11 protein-coding genes are annotated in these 16,121 nt (G+C 58.6%); 2 read left to right on the top strand and 9 right to left on the bottom strand.

Features of this window, described 5'->3' with window-relative positions; genetic code table 11:
- Positions 1 to 158: 158 nt before the first annotated feature.
- On the top strand, positions 159 to 1,565 hold the full coding sequence (gene hglS, locus M6G53_RS19315) for a 2-oxoadipate dioxygenase/decarboxylase HglS (protein ID WP_253333830.1): 1,407 nt from the start codon (positions 159 to 161) through the stop codon (positions 1,563 to 1,565).
- Positions 1,566 to 1,567: 2 nt separating this feature from the next.
- Here the strand turns inward: hglS and lpxK are convergent, their stop codons facing one another.
- From lpxK to ansB, 9 genes are all read right to left on the bottom strand, one after another.
- Positions 1,568 to 2,548, bottom strand: coding sequence for a tetraacyldisaccharide 4'-kinase (gene lpxK / locus M6G53_RS19310; RefSeq protein WP_253333828.1), 981 nt, complete (start codon positions 2,546 to 2,548; stop codon positions 1,568 to 1,570).
- Complete coding sequence (gene msbA / locus M6G53_RS19305; RefSeq protein WP_253333826.1) at positions 2,548 to 4,296, bottom strand: lipid A ABC transporter ATP-binding protein/permease MsbA; 1,749 nt, start codon at positions 4,294 to 4,296, stop codon at positions 2,548 to 2,550. Before msbA ends, lpxK begins: the two co-directional genes overlap by 1 nt.
- Before the next feature lie 35 nt (positions 4,297 to 4,331).
- Entirely contained in the window at positions 4,332 to 6,608 is a 2,277-nt protein-coding gene (locus M6G53_RS19300; protein ID WP_436286536.1) for a ComEC family protein, read from the bottom strand.
- Positions 6,609 to 6,876: 268 nt separating this feature from the next.
- Entirely contained in the window at positions 6,877 to 7,161 is a 285-nt protein-coding gene (ihfB, locus tag M6G53_RS19295) for an integration host factor subunit beta (protein WP_004928264.1), read from the bottom strand.
- A 62-nt stretch (positions 7,162 to 7,223) separates the two neighbouring features.
- Positions 7,224 to 8,897, bottom strand: coding sequence for a 30S ribosomal protein S1 (gene rpsA / locus M6G53_RS19290; RefSeq protein ID WP_004928267.1), 1,674 nt, complete (start codon positions 8,895 to 8,897; stop codon positions 7,224 to 7,226).
- A gap of 184 nt (positions 8,898 to 9,081) precedes the next feature.
- Entirely contained in the window at positions 9,082 to 9,771 is a 690-nt protein-coding gene (cmk, locus tag M6G53_RS19285) for a (d)CMP kinase (RefSeq protein WP_253333825.1), read from the bottom strand.
- Positions 9,772 to 10,037: 266 nt separating this feature from the next.
- Entirely contained in the window at positions 10,038 to 11,324 is a 1,287-nt protein-coding gene (gene aroA / locus M6G53_RS19280) for a 3-phosphoshikimate 1-carboxyvinyltransferase (RefSeq protein ID WP_253333823.1), read from the bottom strand.
- A gap of 114 nt (positions 11,325 to 11,438) precedes the next feature.
- On the bottom strand, positions 11,439 to 12,524 hold the full coding sequence (gene serC / locus M6G53_RS19275; RefSeq protein WP_253333821.1) for a 3-phosphoserine/phosphohydroxythreonine transaminase: 1,086 nt from the start codon (positions 12,522 to 12,524) through the stop codon (positions 11,439 to 11,441).
- A gap of 302 nt (positions 12,525 to 12,826) precedes the next feature.
- Positions 12,827 to 13,873 carry an L-asparaginase 2 gene (gene ansB, locus M6G53_RS19270; RefSeq protein WP_253333819.1) on the bottom strand — a complete coding sequence of 349 codons (1,047 nt, stop codon included), beginning with the start codon at positions 13,871 to 13,873 and terminating at the stop codon, positions 12,827 to 12,829.
- 148 nt (positions 13,874 to 14,021) lie between these two features.
- On the opposite strand from ansB, the gene ycaO reads away from it, so the two are divergent.
- Positions 14,022 to 15,785 carry a 30S ribosomal protein S12 methylthiotransferase accessory factor YcaO gene (gene ycaO, locus M6G53_RS19265; RefSeq protein WP_253333817.1) on the top strand — a complete coding sequence of 588 codons (1,764 nt, stop codon included), beginning with the start codon at positions 14,022 to 14,024 and terminating at the stop codon, positions 15,783 to 15,785.
- The last annotated feature ends 336 nt before the right edge of the window (positions 15,786 to 16,121 follow it).

Below are 16,121 nucleotides of genomic sequence, written 5' to 3'. Positions count from 1 at the left end.
CTAACGCATAAAACTCTAATATGCTTGGCGCCTCTATAACAAATCCCAGATCAGATGGCTAAACTTGAGGGGAAAACAAGGCAGACGGCTTTTTCGCCAGCACTTTTGCCGCTAAAAACACGAATTTTCAGATTATGCTGAATCAAGGAGCTATGCGCATGACCGCCCAGCAGTTCGTTTCACCTAATGAAATCCGCGCCAGATTCTCTCACGCGATGTCGGACATGTACCAAAAAGAGGTACCGCTGTACGGCGATCTGCTGGAGCTGGTGGCGGAAACCAACCGACAGGTTCTGCGCGAAGATGCCGCACTGGCTCATCAACTGCAAATCACCGGCGAGATCGAACGCCTGGCCATGGAGCGCCACGGTGCTATCCGGGTAGGCACCGCAGATGAGCTGGCCACTCTGCGCCGCCTGTTCCGGGTGATGGGCATGGCGCCGGTCGGTTACTACGACCTGTCGGTTGCGGGCGTGCCGGTGCACTCCACCGCCTTTCGCGCCGTACACGAAGACGCGCTGCAGATCAGTCCGTTTCGCGTGTTCACCTCCCTGCTGCGCCTGGAGTTGATAGAAGATCCCGCGCTGCGTGAGTTGGCCGAGCGCTTGCTGGCGCGCCGCCGCATCTTTACCGATCGCGCGCTGGAGTTGATAGCGCTAGAGGAAGCGCAAGGCGGATTACATGAAGCGCAGGCGCAAGAATTTGTCGAGCAAGCGCTGGAAACCTTCCGCTGGCACAATCAGGCGACGGTCAGCGCCGAAGAGTATCGGCAGCTGCACGATCAGCATCGCCTGATCGCCGACGTGGTGGCGTTTAAAGGGCCGCATATCAATCACCTGACGCCACGCACGCTGGATATCGATCGCGTTCAACAGGCAATGCCCGGCCGTGGCATTACGCCCAAGGCGGTCATTGAAGGTCCACCCCGGCGGCGTCGCGCGATCCTGCTGCGCCAGACCAGCTTCAAGGCGCTGGAAGAAAGCGTTGATTTCGTTGAACACGAAGGCCGCGCCGTCGCCGGCCGCCATACCGCGCGCTTCGGCGAAATCGAACAGCGCGGCGTGGCGCTGACGCCTAAAGGACGCGAACTCTACGACCGTCTGCTGCAGGCGACCAACGATGCGCTGCAGGCGCCGCCAAGCGAGAAGAATGCCGAACGCTACTATCAGTTGCTGGAGGAAAACTTCCGGGCGTTTCCGGATGATTACGCCACGCTGCGCGAACAGCAGCTGGCCTGGTTCCGCTATTTCCCAACCGAGTGCGGCCTGGCAGCCAAAGAGTCGCTGGATAAGTACAGCACGTTGGAGCAACTGCTCGAGAAAGAACACGTTCGCTTCCAACCGCTGGTGTATGAAGATTTTCTGCCGGTCAGCGCGGCGGGGATTTTCCAGTCGAATCTGGGTGACCGCCGCCACGCTCAGTACAACGCGGCTTCCAGCCGGGCGGCATTTGAACAAGCGTTGGGCAGTGAGGTGATCGACGAGCTGGCGTTGTACCAGCAAACCCAGCAACGGTCGCTGGAAGCCTGCGCGCAAGCTCTGGGGCTTGCCACGCTGGCCTCCTGAAACTATTTAGTCAGCAGAGATTCGATACCCTGCAGCAGTTGCTCAGCCTGAGCGGACGGTAGCACCGCATCAACCGGCAAATACCACCAATTGGGCTGAGCAAAGGCGCGGCATTTCACCGCGTCCTTCTCCGTCATCAGCAGCGTTTGCTCTGCGGTAACCAGCGCCGCCAGCTGCGCCTGCTGATATTCCTGATGATCGGCGAAAGCCACTTCCTGCACCACCTCGACGTTCAACTTTTCCAACGTCGCGAAAAAACGCGGCGGATGGCCAATACCCGCCATCGCCACCACGCGCGGCAGCTCTGCCGCCGGACGGCGTTCACCGCTCAGCAGGTTCACCGCGTCACGCGCCTGCAGACGCATGGCGATCTCTCCGGCCTGCGCCACGCCGCCGTTGGCGACGCGCGCGTCGACGCTGCCAAGCCGCGCGGCACGCTCGCGCATCGGCCCGGCCGGCAACCACCAACCGTTACCGAAACGACGTACGCCGTCGATCACCACCAGTTCGAAATCACGCTGTAAAGCGTAGTGTTGCAAACCGTCATCGGTGATGACCACATCCAGCGGCTGCTGTTGCAGCAAGGCCTGCACCGCCTTGGCCCGCTTGGGTGCGATCGCCACGGGTGCACCGGTGCGCTGATAAATCAGCACCGGCTCATCGCCCGCCTCGCGGGTCGAGGTCCCCTGATTGAGCAGCAGGGGATAGACCGCCGACTTGCCGCCGTAGCCGCGCGACACCACGCCAACGCGATAGCCCCGCTGCTGCAAGTGCTCCACCAGCCAGATCACCATCGGCGTTTTGCCGTTGCCGCCGGCGGTCAGGTTGCCCACCACCACCACCGGCACCGGCGCACGCCAGCTTTTACGCAGACCACAGCGGTAGCTGAGGCGGATCAGCCAACTGAACAGGCCATACAGCCAGGAGAGCGGCAACAGCGCCAGGTAAAGCAGCGACCCGCCGGACCAGATGCGCTCAATCATTATTGACCAAACTGCATACGATGCAGCTGCGCATAAGCGCCCTGCCGTTCCAGCAACTCGGCGTGCTCGCCACGCTCGACGATGCGCCCGTCCTCCACGACCAGGATTTCGTCCGCCTTCTCGATGGTCGACAGGCGGTGCGCGATCACCAGCGAAGTGCGGTCTTTTTGCAGCTCGTCCAGCGCGGCCTGGATGGCGCGTTCGGATTCGGTATCCAGTGCAGAAGTTGCCTCATCCAGGATCAGAATCGGGCAGTCGCGCAGCAGCGCGCGCGCGATGGCGATGCGCTGACGTTGGCCGCCGGACAGCATCAAGCCGTTTTCACCGATCACCGTATCCAGACCGTTGTCCAACTTGTTGATGAAGTCCATCGCGTACGCCATTTCGGCCGCTTTCTCAATCTGCTCGCGGCTGTATTCGCTCTCGCGCGCATAGGCGATGTTGTTGGCGATGGTGTCGTTGAACAGGTGCACGTTTTGCGAGACCAGGGCCACCTGATTACGCAATGAGGCCAGAGTGTATTCACGCAGATCGTGGCCATCCATCAGGATTTCGCCTTTCTGGATATCGTAGAAGCGCGTCAGCAGGTTGGCGATGGTGGATTTACCCGAGCCCGAGCGGCCCACCAGCGCCACGGTCTTGCCTTCGGCGATTTTCAGGTTGATATCACGCAGCGCCGGCGTTTCTTTGGCCGGGTAGTAGAAGGTGACGTTGCGGAATTCGATGTCGCCTTTCGCACGCTTCACTTCGCGGGTGCCGGTGTCTTTTTCCTGTTCCATATCCAGAATAGAGAACAGCGTCTGACACGCCGCCATCCCGCGCTGGAACTGGGCATTGACGTTGGTCAGCGACTTCAGCGGACGCATCAGCGCGATCATCGACGAGAACACCACGGTAATGGTACCGGCAGTCAGGGTTTCCATCACGCTTGGGAAGCTGGCGGCAAACAGTACGAACGCCAGGGCCAGCGAAGCGATCAGCTGAATGATCGGATCGGAAATCGAAGATGCGGAAACCAGTTTCATGCCCTGTTGGCGCATGCGATTGCTGACCGAGTTAAAGCGCTCGGTTTCCACCTGCTGGCCACCGAAGATCAGCACTTCTTTATGGCCTTTCAGCATCTGTTCGGCGCTGGTGGTCACCTGCCCCATGGCGTTCTGCATATTCTTGCTGATGTTGCGAAAACGCTTGGACACCAGGCGAATGGCGATGGAGACGATCGGTGCCAGCACAATCAGGATCACCGACAGCTGCCAGCTGTAATAGAACATCATGATGAACAGGCCGATGATCGAAGCCCCTTCACGCACCACGGTTACCAGCGCACTGGAAGAGGAGGACGCCACCTGCTCGGAGTCATAGGTAATGCGCGACAGCAGCGTCCCGGTGGACTGCTGATCGAAGAAGGCCACCGGCATTCTCATCATATGGCCAAACAGGCGACGGCGCATCTGCATCACCACCATGCCGGAAACCCAGGAAATGCAGTAGCTTGAAACAAAGCTGGTCACGCCGCGCATCAGCATCAGCGCGATGATCGCCAGCGGCATCCACACCAGCACGCTGCTGTCGGTTTTTCCAAACCCATCGTCCAATAGCGGTTTAAGCAGAGACAGCATCAGCGTGTCCCCCGCTGCGTTCATAATCAACGCAATGGCGGCCACAATCAGCCCGGTCTTAAAAGGAGTGATCATCGGCCAGAGTCGACGGAATGTCTGCCAGGTCGAGAGATCTTTATCATTCATCATGCAAATACCAGCATCGGAAGAAATAGCGGCCTATTTTACTCATTATCACCCTCTACGCCAAACCGCTGATGATACCAACGGGGCATTAATTGTTCGCGAAAGCCTTTAATTTGCCAACCGTTGTCGAAAAAAAGTACCGATAACTGGCCGGAGCGTGTCGTATCGCGCCATGTAATGCCATTTTTCCGGTATCTGGCGACCACTTGACGCGCCGGCAAACGCCATTTGCTGTAACGAGATGCTGACGCCAGCGCCAGCTCAGGCTCCACCGCGCGCAGAAACGGCGGCGTCGAGGAGGTTCTGCTGCCATGGTGCCCCACCTGCAACACCGTGGCCGCTAAACGGTCGCGCCGCCATCGCAGCAGCTGCGCCTCTGCCTTCTTTTCCGCATCGCCGGTGAGCAGCAGGCTGTATTTCCCGTCGTCGATACGGATCACGCAGGAGTCGTCATTGACCGGCCTTCTGAGCGTTTTCGGCGGCCACAGCACCTCAAATTGCAACGCTTGCCAGCGCCATCGCTCACCGGCAACGCAGGGCAAGTGCCCCGCCCCACGTATCGGGCTACGCACCCTAGCCTGCGGAAACGCTCGCCGCATCGTCGGCAGCCCACCGATATGATCGAGGTGAATATGGCTGATAATGATCTGCTCCAGTTCGATGCCCCGCCAGTTCAGCATCGGTAAGATGTGCCGCTCGGCAGCGCTACCGGTTGGCCAACGATCGCCGGTGTCATACAGTACCCCCTTGCCGTTTTGCTCGATCACCACCGCCAGGCCATGCCCGACATCGAGCATATCGACGCGCCAGCGGTAACCCGGTTCTTTTTCTCGCCACAGCACGCAGCATATCGCTATCGTCGCCAGGCCCGGCGCATAGCGCCACCACCAATGAAAACGCCACCAGATGACGATGAACCATCCTGCTGCGCTAGCCAACAGCGAGGCGGCGCCCAAATCCATCCAACCGCGCTGCAGGTAATTTAACGGCACAAACACCCAGCTCAACGTGAAATCCGCCAGCCACCAAAGCCCGTAACTTAACGAAGGGAAAAAGCCGCCGATCACCGCCAGCAAAATCAGCGGCACCGTCACCAACGAGACGATAGGCACCGCCCAAAGATTAGCGGGCAGCGAGGTTAGCGTCAGGCCCAGAAACAACGCGGCCTGCAGCGGCACCAGCAGCAGCGTCATGCCGAGTTGAATATGCAACCAACGCACCGGTGCCCAGTACCAGGCCGAACGAAACCGCTCACTGAGCGGCGCCCATTCGAACCAAAAGATCAGGCAGCCTACCGCCAGCACCGACAGCCAGAAACTGTCTGACAATACCGCCAGCGGATCGCACAGCAAAATCAGCCCGATACACCACAGCCACACTTGCCAGGAGGAACAATGGACGCCGCGCAGGCGCAGCAGCATCCACAGCGTCATCGCCAACGCGGTGCGCACCGCCGGCGGCTGGGCGCCTACCAACCAGACATAGATCAGCGTTGCCACCCAACTCGCGACCAGCGGAAAGCGATGGCCAATCAGATGGGCGGGGAAAAAAAACTGCAGCGCACGCAGCACCATCCAGAACAAGATGGCGACCATCGCCACATGCAGCCCCGAGATGGCCATCAGATGGGCGATGCCGGTTTTCAGCATCAGCGTGCGCAAAGCCTGTTCCAGCGCGGTTCGCTCACCAAATGCCAGCGCCAGCAACACCGCTTTGTAACGCAATTCACCGATGTTGGTTTCCGCATGGCTGATTATGCGCTGGCGCAGGCCACAATCGCCGTCCAGCAGGCGTGCCTGCTTGACCAAACCGGTTAGCGGCTGGCGCTGCGCGATCGCCCAGCGTTGGCTGTCGAAGCCCCCTTCATTGAGTTTGCCATGCACCGGCCGCAAACGCAGTTTCAATTGCCAACGCTGCCCGGCACACAGCCGCTGCGCCCCTGGGATCCATGTCGTAGTGAATGCCAGCGCCGGCGCCAGCCAATGACCGCCGATCCGCTCGATGCGCATCAGCGTCTGTTTACCGACTGCGGGCACCAGCGCGATACTGCTTACCTGCACTACCGCCACCACTTCCGGCCCGCGGCTTAAGCGTTCCATTTGCCCAAGCAGGCTTCCGGCGTTGAAAACCGCCCATGTGAATCCCAATCCCAGACAGGCCAAATACCGGCACAATGGCCAACGGGTGCGCAGCAGTAAACAGGCGACAAACAGCATCGGCCACAGCAGCCCTTGCTCGGGCAACTGCGGTAAAACCAGCAGCGGCAGGATGCCGCAGATAACGGCGAATATCGCCAGATCCAGCGAAATCTTGATCGTTCTTCTCCCATCGCCCCGCCATCAGCAAAAGCGCGTTACGGCGGACAAACAGGATTATTCAGGCAATATATCGCCGCCAGCGGGTTTTAACGAGAATGCGGCAAACATGGCAGGATAAAAGAGGCCTATGCAGCAGCCAGACTGCAAATGCGGTGCACTACGCAATTCATGAGCGGGCGCGGAGAATCGCAGGCGAAAAAAAACGGCGCCCTAAAGGCACCGTTTTATATTCTTTACAAGCAACAACGCTATGAACAGTCAGCGACTAGCCATAGATATTGGCGCGGTCACGCAACTCTTTGCCTGGTTTGAAGTGAGGGACGTACTTGCCGTCCAGCTCGACTTTGTCACCGGTTTTCGGGTTGCGGCCTACACGCGGGGCACGGTAGTGAAGAGAAAAACTGCCGAATCCGCGGATCTCAATGCGTTCGCCCTCGGCCAGCGTTGCGGCCATGTGCTCAAGCATCTCTTTCACTGCATCCTCAACGGCCTTCGCCGGAATATGAGATTGCTGGCCAGCAAGTCTTTCAATAAGTTCAGACTTGGTCATAGTACCTCCAAGCTTTGCAGCTAAACTACCGTATCGGGGCGGTCAGAAACCGCCCCCCGTCATTACTCGCCTTTAGCCGCTTTGAAAGCTTCAGCCATTGCGTTAGAGAAGTTGCCTTCTTCCTGTTTGTTGTTAACAGTTGCGATGGCGTCTTTCTCGTCAGCTTCGTCCTTAGCACGTACGGACAGGCTTACAACGCGGTTCTTACGGTCAACGCCGGTGAATTTAGCTTCAACTTCGTCACCTACGTTCAGAACCAGAGTTGCATCTTCAATGCGGTCGCGAGAGGCTTCAGATGCACGCAGGTAACCTTCTACGCCGCCTGCCAATTCAACTGTAGCACCTTTGGCGTCAACTGCAGTGACTTTACCAGTAACAATAGCACCTTTCTTGTTCATAGACAGGTAGTTATTGAACGGGTCTTCAGCCAGTTGCTTCACGCCCAGGGAGATACGCTCGCGCTCTGCGTCAACCTGCAGAACAACCGCTGCGATTTCGTCGCCTTTCTTGTATTCACGTACTGCTTCTTCGCCTGCAACGTTCCAGGAGATGTCAGACAGGTGAACCAGGCCGTCGATGCCGCCGTCCAGGCCGATGAAGATACCGAAGTCAGTGATAGACTTGATTTTACCTTCAACGCGGTCGCCCTTGTTGTGGGTTTCTGCGAACTGCTGCCATGGGTTGGATTTGCACTGCTTCAGGCCCAGGGAGATACGACGACGTTCTTCATCGATGTCCAGAACCATCACTTCCACTACGTCGCCCACGTTAACAACTTTGGACGGATGGATGTTTTTGTTGGTCCAATCCATTTCAGAAACGTGTACCAGACCTTCAACGCCTTCTTCGATTTCTACGAAGCAGCCGTAATCAGTCAGGTTGGTAACACGACCAGTCAGCTTGGTGCCTTCTGGGTAACGTTTCGCGATAGCAACCCATGGATCTTCGCCCAGCTGTTTCAGGCCCAGGGAGACACGAGTACGCTCGCGGTCGAACTTCAGCACTTTAACAGTGATTTCATCGCCAACATTGACGATTTCGCTTGGGTGCTTAACGCGTTTCCAAGCCATGTCAGTGATGTGCAGCAGGCCGTCTACGCCGCCCAGATCAACGAATGCACCGTAGTCAGTGAGGTTCTTAACGATACCTTTAACTTCCATGCCTTCCTGCAGGTTTTCCAGCAGTTGATCGCGCTCAGCGCTGTTCTCGGATTCGATAACCGCACGGCGAGAAACGACAACGTTGTTGCGCTTCTGATCCAGCTTGATGACTTTGAACTCAAGCTCTTTGCCTTCCAGGTGCAGAGTGTCACGTACCGGACGCACGTCAACCAGGGAACCTGGCAGGAACGCGCGGATGCCGTTCAGCTCGACGGTGAAGCCACCCTTCACTTTGCCGTTGATAACACCGGTTACAGTCTCAGCTTCTTCGTAAGCTTTTTCCAGCGTGATCCAAGCTTCGTGACGCTTAGCTTTCTCACGGGACAGCAGGGTTTCACCGAAGCCGTCTTCAACAGCATCCAGAGCAACGTCAACTTCGTCACCAACCTGGATTTCCAGCTCGCCCTGGGCGTTTTTGAATTGCTCAGCCGGGATGGCAGACTCAGATTTCAGACCGGCGTCAACCAGTACGATATCTTTGTCGATAGCAACAACGACGCCACGAACGATGGAACCCGGGCGGGTTTCGATTTCTTTTAAGGATTCTTCAAAGAGTTGAGCGAAAGATTCAGTCATGTTGTTAATCTTCAGGGTTCTTTAGTTTAACGTCCATTTAGCGTCCCGCCGAATGGGGTTGTTTCACATACCCCGCCATTGGCTCCATGCCGACAGGGTTTAAGGTTACAGGGGTAAAATTTTACCCGATATATTGCGATACCGCTATGACAAATATGACAAAAAGCCAATAGCGCCGCCGCGCTTATCGCTGCGGCAACGCCAACACTTTCTGTGCATGCATCAACGCCTGCCGGATCACTTCTTCGATCGACATGCTGGTCGAATCCAGCACGAGGGCGTCAGAAGCAGGCACCAGAGGCGCGATAGGCCGATTACGGTCACGGTCGTCCCGTTCCTTTATCTCGGCTAAAAGACGTTCAAAGTTAACATTAAAGCCCTTCTCCTGCAACTGCAGCATGCGGCGGTGCGCGCGCTCCTCCGAGCTGGCGTCGAGGAAAATCTTGACCGGTGCGTCCGGGAACACCACCGTGCCCATGTCGCGGCCATCGGCAATCAGGCCGGGCGCCTCGCGGAATGCTCGCTGGCGGCGCAGCAGCGCCTCGCGCACGCGCGGAAACGCTGCCGCTTGCGACGCGGTGTTGCCGACGGTTTCGGTGCGGATCTCATTGCTGACGTCCTCACCTTCCAAAATCACCTGCAGCTTGCCGTCCTGGGCAACGAAGCGAACATCGAGATGTGCGGCCAGCGGAACCAGCGCTTCCTCAGAAGTGATATCTACCTGATGATGCAACGCCGCCAACGCCAGCACGCGATAGATCGCGCCGGAGTCCAGCAAACGCCAACCAAGGGACTCGGCCAAGGCTTTACACAGCGTGCCTTTGCCTGCGCCACTTGGCCCATCAACGGTTATCACCGGGGCTGTAGCCGTCATTTCTCTCTCCTTCAGGTAGAAAACCTCACAGAAAGACGGCGTGCTTCGGCTCGAAGCCCGCGCGCCGCGCTCTCTGTCACCTGCCCAATCAGGGGCAAATACGGTGGCGTATTATACGCTGCCCTGCGGCGATCTGTTACCCTGGAACTGTCCGGTTGTTGAAAATAAGCGCACAACCGCGAAAAAGTATAGAAGAAACGCCGGTCGCCAAAGCTTAAAAACGATAAAGACCCACAAAGGGGCCTTAAAATAAACGATTTGACGGGTTACGCCGGCTGGCTGATGCGCGCCAGCTGTTCGAAATAATCCGGGAAGGTTTTCGCCGTGCATTTCGGATCGAGAATGGTGACCGGAGTATCCGACAGCGCCACCAGCGAGAAACACATCGCCATACGGTGATCGTTGTAGGTGCCGATCTCGGCGAACTGCAACTTGGCCGGCGGCACGACGTGAATGTAGTCTTCGCCTTCGTCCACTTCCGCCCCCACTTTACGCAGCTCGGTGGCCATCGCCGCCAGACGGTCGGTCTCCTTCACCCGCCAGTTGTAGATATTGCGAATGGTGGTCGGCCCCTCGGCGAACAGTGCTGCGGTGGCGATGGTCATCGCCGCGTCCGGAATGTGGTTCATGTCCATGTCGATGCCGCGCAGTTCACCGCGGCTGCATTCGATGAAATCGTCGCCCCAGGTAATGCGCGCGCCCATTTTCTCCAGCACGTCGGCAAACTTGGTGTCGCCCTGCACGCTTTTGCGGCCGATGCCGGTCACGCGCACGGTGCCGCCCTTGATCGCCGCCGCCGCCAGGAAGTAAGAGGCGGAAGAAGCGTCGCCCTCAACCAGGTAATCGCCCGGCGCGATATACGTCTGGCGCCCCTGGATATGGAACACCCGGTAGTTGTCGTGGCTCACCGATACGCCGAAGGTGCGCATCAGGTGCAGCGTGATGTCGATGTACGGCTTGGAAACCAGCTCGCCCTTGATGTGGATCTGCGTATCCTGCGGCGCCAGCGGCGCGGCCATCAGCAACGCGGTCAGGAACTGGCTGGAGACGCTGCCGTCAACGGTGACGTCGCCGCCCCGGAACCCGCCACGCAGGCGAATCGGCGGGTAATCGGTCTGCTCGAGGTAATCAATCTGCGCCCCGCCCTGGCGCAACGCGTCCACCAGATGGCCGATCGGGCGCTCTTTCATGCGCGGTTCGCCGGTCAACACCACGTCGCCTTCACCGAGGCACAGCGCCGCCGCCAATGGACGCATCGCCGTGCCGGCGTTGCCGAGGAACAGTTCCAGCGGCCGATCGGCCACCAGCGGTCCGACCACGCCGGTCACTTCGCATACGGTACGATCGGCGGAAAGCTGATAGTTCACGCCCAACGCCTGCAGCGCGTTCAGCATATGACGCACGTCGTCGCTGTCCAGCAGGTTGGTCAGCCGGGTCGTGCCTTTCGCCAGCGCCGCCAGCAGCAGAGCGCGGTTAGAAACGCTCTTGGAGCCGGGTAAGTTGACGGTGCCATTGACCAGCGCGACCGGGTGTAACGTCAGGGAATCCACCATGTGAACAAAACTCTCCAATTCTGATAAACGAAACGGCTCCGGAATAATGCCGGAGCCGCTTTAATGCAAAAGGACAACAGCCAGGGTCAGCCCGCGCCGGGCGAGCTGACGGGATCAACCGTGACGACGTTCGAAGTCGGCCATAAAGTCGGTCAGCGCCTGCACGCCGGCCAGCGGCATGGCATTGTAAATAGAAGCGCGCATGCCGCCAACTACCCGGTGGCCTTTCAGCGCCTGCAGGCCGATGGCCTCGGCTTCGCTGAGGAACACCTTGTCCAGCGCCGCATCGGCCAGCTGGAACGGCACGTTCATCCAGGAACGGTTGGCGATCGCCACCTGGCTGCGGTAAAAGTCGGATTTATCGATGGTCGCGTACAGCAGTTCGGCCTTGGCCTGATTGCGCTTTTGCATCTCCACCAGGCCACCCTGCTCTTTCAGCCATTTGAACACCAGCCCGGACAGATACCAGGCGAAGGTCGGCGGGGTGTTGAACATCGAGTCGTTCTCGGCCAACACGGTGTAGTCGAGGATCGACGGCACTTCTTTACGCGCCTTGCCCAGCAGATCGTCGCGCACGATCACCAGCGTCAGGCCGGCCGGGCCGATATTTTTCTGCGCGCCGGCATAAATCACGCCGAAGCGGCTGACGTCGAGCGGGCGTGACAGGATGGTCGAGGAGTAATCGCCGATCACCACCTTGTCGCCGAAGTCCGGCGCTTCATCGATGGCCACGCCGTCGATGGTCTCATTCGGGCAATAGTGCACATAAGCCGCGTCGTCGCTGAGCTGCCACTCGTTCATCGGCTTGATGCCGCTCAGGCCATCGATGCGGGTTTTCACGTCGATGACGTTCGGGGCGCAATACTTTTCCGCTTCCTTGATGGCGCTGTGCGCCCAATAGCCGCCGTCGATATAGTCGGCAGTGGCCTTGTCGCCCAGCAGGTTCAGCGGCAGCGCGGCGAACTGCGCGCGGGCGCCGCCGTGGCAAAACAGCACTTTATAGTTGGAGGGGACTTTCAGCAGATCGCGCAGATCCTGTTCCGCCTGCTCGGCAACGGCGATGAATTCTTTGCTGCGGTGACTAATCTCCATCACTGACGTGCCCAGCCCGTGCCAGTTGCACAGTTCCTGTTCCGCACGACGCAACACTTCTACCGGCAGCATCGCCGGGCCAGAGCTAAAATTATAAACCTGAGTCATTTCCCCTCACCACATTCACTGTTCGCCGCAGAAAAGCGACCTGTCGAAAAGACGCCCGAAGTTAACGCTCGCGTTAACCAACCCATCGGTTTTATCACTCACGCCCCATGGCTGCAACGCTTATTCGCCCATCGGCGGCAAACGGCCGCGCCGGGTGATGACAGGCTCTGCGGCCGTCGCGATTGTTTGGACGATAAAACCCTGCGACATGGGGAAATTCAGCGGGTTAACGCGGTGTTTTATGCTGTATTCAGCCAAGATGGCTGCGGGAGCCCGGCCGGCCCCCGCAGAAGAGAAAACGATCAGTACTGATTGAACATCTGCTGAATCTGCTTCGCGTCTTTGGTTTGCGTCAGCGCCAGCTGCAGCAGAATGCGCGCTTTTTGCGGATTCAGCGTGCCGGCGGCGACGAAGCCGTACTTGGCGTCGTCCACTTCTGCATCTTCGGTGGTGGCGCCGGTTGGCACGCGCGAAGAACGCACCACCGCCACACCGTTGTGCGCCGCCGTCGCCAGGGTATCGAACACCGTTTTATACAGGTTGCCGTTGCCGACCCCGGCGCTGACGATGCCCTGGTAGCCTTCGGCGATCAGCGCCTTGGCCGGCGCATCGGAGGCGTTGGCGTAGTTGTAAACGATGCCGACCTTCGGCAGTTCGTTCAGCTTGCTGACGTCGAACGGCGTATCGCGGGTGTGCTTACGCTGCGGCGAGCGCTGGTAATCGATCTTGCCGTTGTGGATATACCCCAGCGGGCCGTAGTTTGGCGACTGGAAGGTTTGCACGGCGGTGGTGTTGGTCTTGGTGACGTCGCGCGCATCCAGCACGGTGTCGTTCATCGCCACCAGCACCCCACGGTTGGCCGATTGCGGATCCGCCGCCGTCACCACCGCATTATACAGGTTGAACGGACCATCGGCGCTCATCGCCGTCGCCGGCCGCATCGCCCCCACCAGCACCACCGGCTTATCGCACTTCACCGTCAGATCGAGGAAGTAGGCCGTCTCTTCCAGCGTATCGGTGCCGTGGGTGATGACGAAACCGTCGGTCTTGCCGCAGTCGGCGTCAATTTTCTTCGCCAGCGTCAGCCAGACCCGATCGTTCATGTCCTGCGAACCGATGTTCACCACCTGCTCCCCCTGCACGTTGGCGATGTTTTTCAGCGCCGGCACCGCATCGACCAACGCCTCGACGCCCAGCTTGCCCGCCGTATAGTTGGATTTCGTCGCCGAATCGCCGCCGCCGGCAATGGTGCCGCCGGTCGCCAGCAGAGTGATGTTGGGCAGCGCCAGCGCCGAGGCGCTGACGCCGGTCAACAGGAGGGTTAACGCGCTGAGTTTCACTGATTTCATTAGATTTCTCCGTGACAGATAACTCGCTGAATTATGGCCTTTATCCTTAAAAAAACTGTGACTTTACCGCCGCTTTAGGAATACGTGGAGCTCCAGCGTAAAACCCCGTATCATTGCGCGTTTTTAGTACGCGCAAAAAGTGAAGACAATGACGCAAACTTTTATCCCCGGTAAAGACGCCGCCCTGGAAGACTCCATCGCCCGTTTCCAGCAGAAACTGAGCGATCTCGGTTTCAACATCGAAGAAGCCTCCTGGCTGAACCCGGTGCCGCACGTGTGGTCAGTGCACATTCGCGATCGCGATTGCCCGCTGTGCTTCACCAACGGCAAAGGCGCCAGCAAAAAAGCCGCGCTGGCCTCCGCGCTGGGTGAATATTTCGAGCGCCTGTCCACCAACTACTTCTTCGCCGATTTCTATCTGGGCAAGCAGATTGCCGAAGGCGACTTCGTGCACTACCCGAATGAAAAATGGTTCCCGATCCCTGAAGACGACGCGCTGCCGGCCGGCCTCCTCGACGAGCGCCTGCACGCCTTCTACGATCCGCAGCAAGAGCTGAGCGCCAGCGATCTTGTCGATCTGCAATCCGGCAATGGCGATCGCGGCGTGTGCGCGCTGCCGTTTACCCGTCAGTCCGACCAGCAAACCGTGTACATCCCGATGAACATCATCGGCAACCTGTATGTTTCCAACGGCATGTCCGCCGGCAACACCGCCAACGAAGCGCGCGTGCAGGGCCTGTCGGAAGTGTTCGAGCGCTATGTGAAAAACCGCATCATCGCCGAATCCATCAGCCTGCCGGCGATCCCGGACGAAGTGCTGAATCGCTACCCGGGCGTGGTGGAAGCCATTGCCAAGCTGGAAGAGGAAGGTTTCCCGATCCTCTCCTACGACGCCTCGCTGGGCGGCAACTATCCGGTGATCTGCGTGGTGCTGTTCAACCCGACCAACGGCACCTGCTTCGCTTCGTTCGGCGCGCACCCGGACTTCGGCGTGGCGCTGGAGCGCACGGTGACCGAACTGCTGCAGGGCCGCAGCCTGAAAGACCTCGACGTGTTCACCGCACCGACCTTCGATGACGAAGAAGTGGCGGAACACACCAATCTGGAAACGCACTTCATCGACTCCAGCGGCCTGATCTCCTGGGATCTGTTCAAACAGGATGCCGATTACCCGTTCGTTGACTGGAGCTTCAGCGGCAGCACGCAGGAAGAGTTCGCCACCCTGATGAGCATCTTCGACAAAGAAGACGCGGAAGTGTACATCGCCGACTACGAGCACCTGGGCGTCTACGCTTGCCGCATCATCGTGCCGGGCATGTCCGACATTTATCCGGCGGAAGACCTGCTGCTGGCCAACAACAGCATGGGTGCGCACCTGCGCGATACGCTGCTGGCGCTGCCGGGCAGCGAGTGGCAGCCGGAAGAGTACCTGGCGCTGATCGAGCAGCTGGACGACGAAGGGCTGGACGATTTCACCCGCGTACGCGAACTGCTGGGCATTGCCAGCGGCAAAGACAACGCCTGGCATACCCTGCGCGTGGGCGAGCTGAAGTCGATGCTGGCGCTGGCGGGCGGCGATCTGGATCAGGCGCTGATCTGGACCGAATGGACGCAGGACTTCAACGCCTCGGTGCTGAGCCCGGCGCGCAGCAACTACTACCGCTGCCTGCAAACGCTGCTGCTGCTGGCGCAGGAGCCTGAGCGCGAAGCGGCGCAGTACTACACCGCGTTCGTGAAGATGTACGGCCAGGAAGCGGTCGACGCCGCCTCCGCCGCCATCAGCGGTGAAGAGCGCTTCAACGGGCTGTTTGCCGTCGATGCCGATCTGAAGGCGCTGCCGGCCCATCAGGCGCTGCTGGCGGCCTACGAGAAGCTGCAGGCGGCCAAACGCCGCCACTGGGCCAAGGTCTAAGCATCGTCAGGGGATACTGCCACTTTGGGAGTACCCCAGTTGCCAAACGCCGCACTTCGCTGCGGCGTTTTCATTTTTACGGTGTATTTCAACGCATTCGCTTTTATTTTCTCGCCGGAAAATTGGCGGTTAAACGACCATAAAAATAAATAAACCGTCAATTGTTGCCGGACGGTGAAATAATAATTAACCGATAATTAAACTTTCAGCGCTGCACGGCGACAAAACGCCTAAAAATTTAACTTTACCCCATGCCGTCCACCCGGTGTATTCAAAAAAATTTGTAAACATTAAAAAAATGTTTTTACTTAAAAATCAATAAATTAACCACAAAAA

The sequence above is a fragment of the Serratia nevei genome (assembly GCF_024160145.1).
In the GTDB taxonomy this organism is placed as follows: Bacteria; Pseudomonadota; Gammaproteobacteria; order Enterobacterales; family Enterobacteriaceae; genus Serratia; species Serratia nevei_A.
This window is presented reverse-complemented; position numbering and strand designations above follow the sequence as displayed.

What these genes read in the sequence shown, in the direction of transcription:
- ansB (WP_253333819.1), bottom strand. Translation starts at nt 13,873, where the DNA reads ATGAAATCAGTGAAACTCAGCGCGTTAACCCTCCTGTTGACCGGCGTC.
- cmk (WP_253333825.1), bottom strand. Translation starts at nt 9,771, where the DNA reads ATGACGGCTACAGCCCCGGTGATAACCGTTGATGGGCCAAGTGGCGCA.
- lpxK (WP_253333828.1), bottom strand. Translation starts at nt 2,548, where the DNA reads ATGATTGAGCGCATCTGGTCCGGCGGGTCGCTGCTTTACCTGGCGCTG.
- aroA (WP_253333823.1), bottom strand. Translation starts at nt 11,324, where the DNA reads ATGGTGGATTCCCTGACGTTACACCCGGTCGCGCTGGTCAATGGCACC.
- rpsA (WP_004928267.1), bottom strand. Translation starts at nt 8,897, where the DNA reads ATGACTGAATCTTTCGCTCAACTCTTTGAAGAATCCTTAAAAGAAATC.
- ihfB (WP_004928264.1), bottom strand. Translation starts at nt 7,161, where the DNA reads ATGACCAAGTCTGAACTTATTGAAAGACTTGCTGGCCAGCAATCTCAT.
- msbA (WP_253333826.1), bottom strand. Translation starts at nt 4,296, where the DNA reads ATGATGAATGATAAAGATCTCTCGACCTGGCAGACATTCCGTCGACTC.
- hglS (WP_253333830.1), top strand. Translation starts at nt 159, where the DNA reads ATGACCGCCCAGCAGTTCGTTTCACCTAATGAAATCCGCGCCAGATTC.
- ycaO (WP_253333817.1), top strand. Translation starts at nt 14,022, where the DNA reads ATGACGCAAACTTTTATCCCCGGTAAAGACGCCGCCCTGGAAGACTCC.
- serC (WP_253333821.1), bottom strand. Translation starts at nt 12,524, where the DNA reads ATGACTCAGGTTTATAATTTTAGCTCTGGCCCGGCGATGCTGCCGGTA.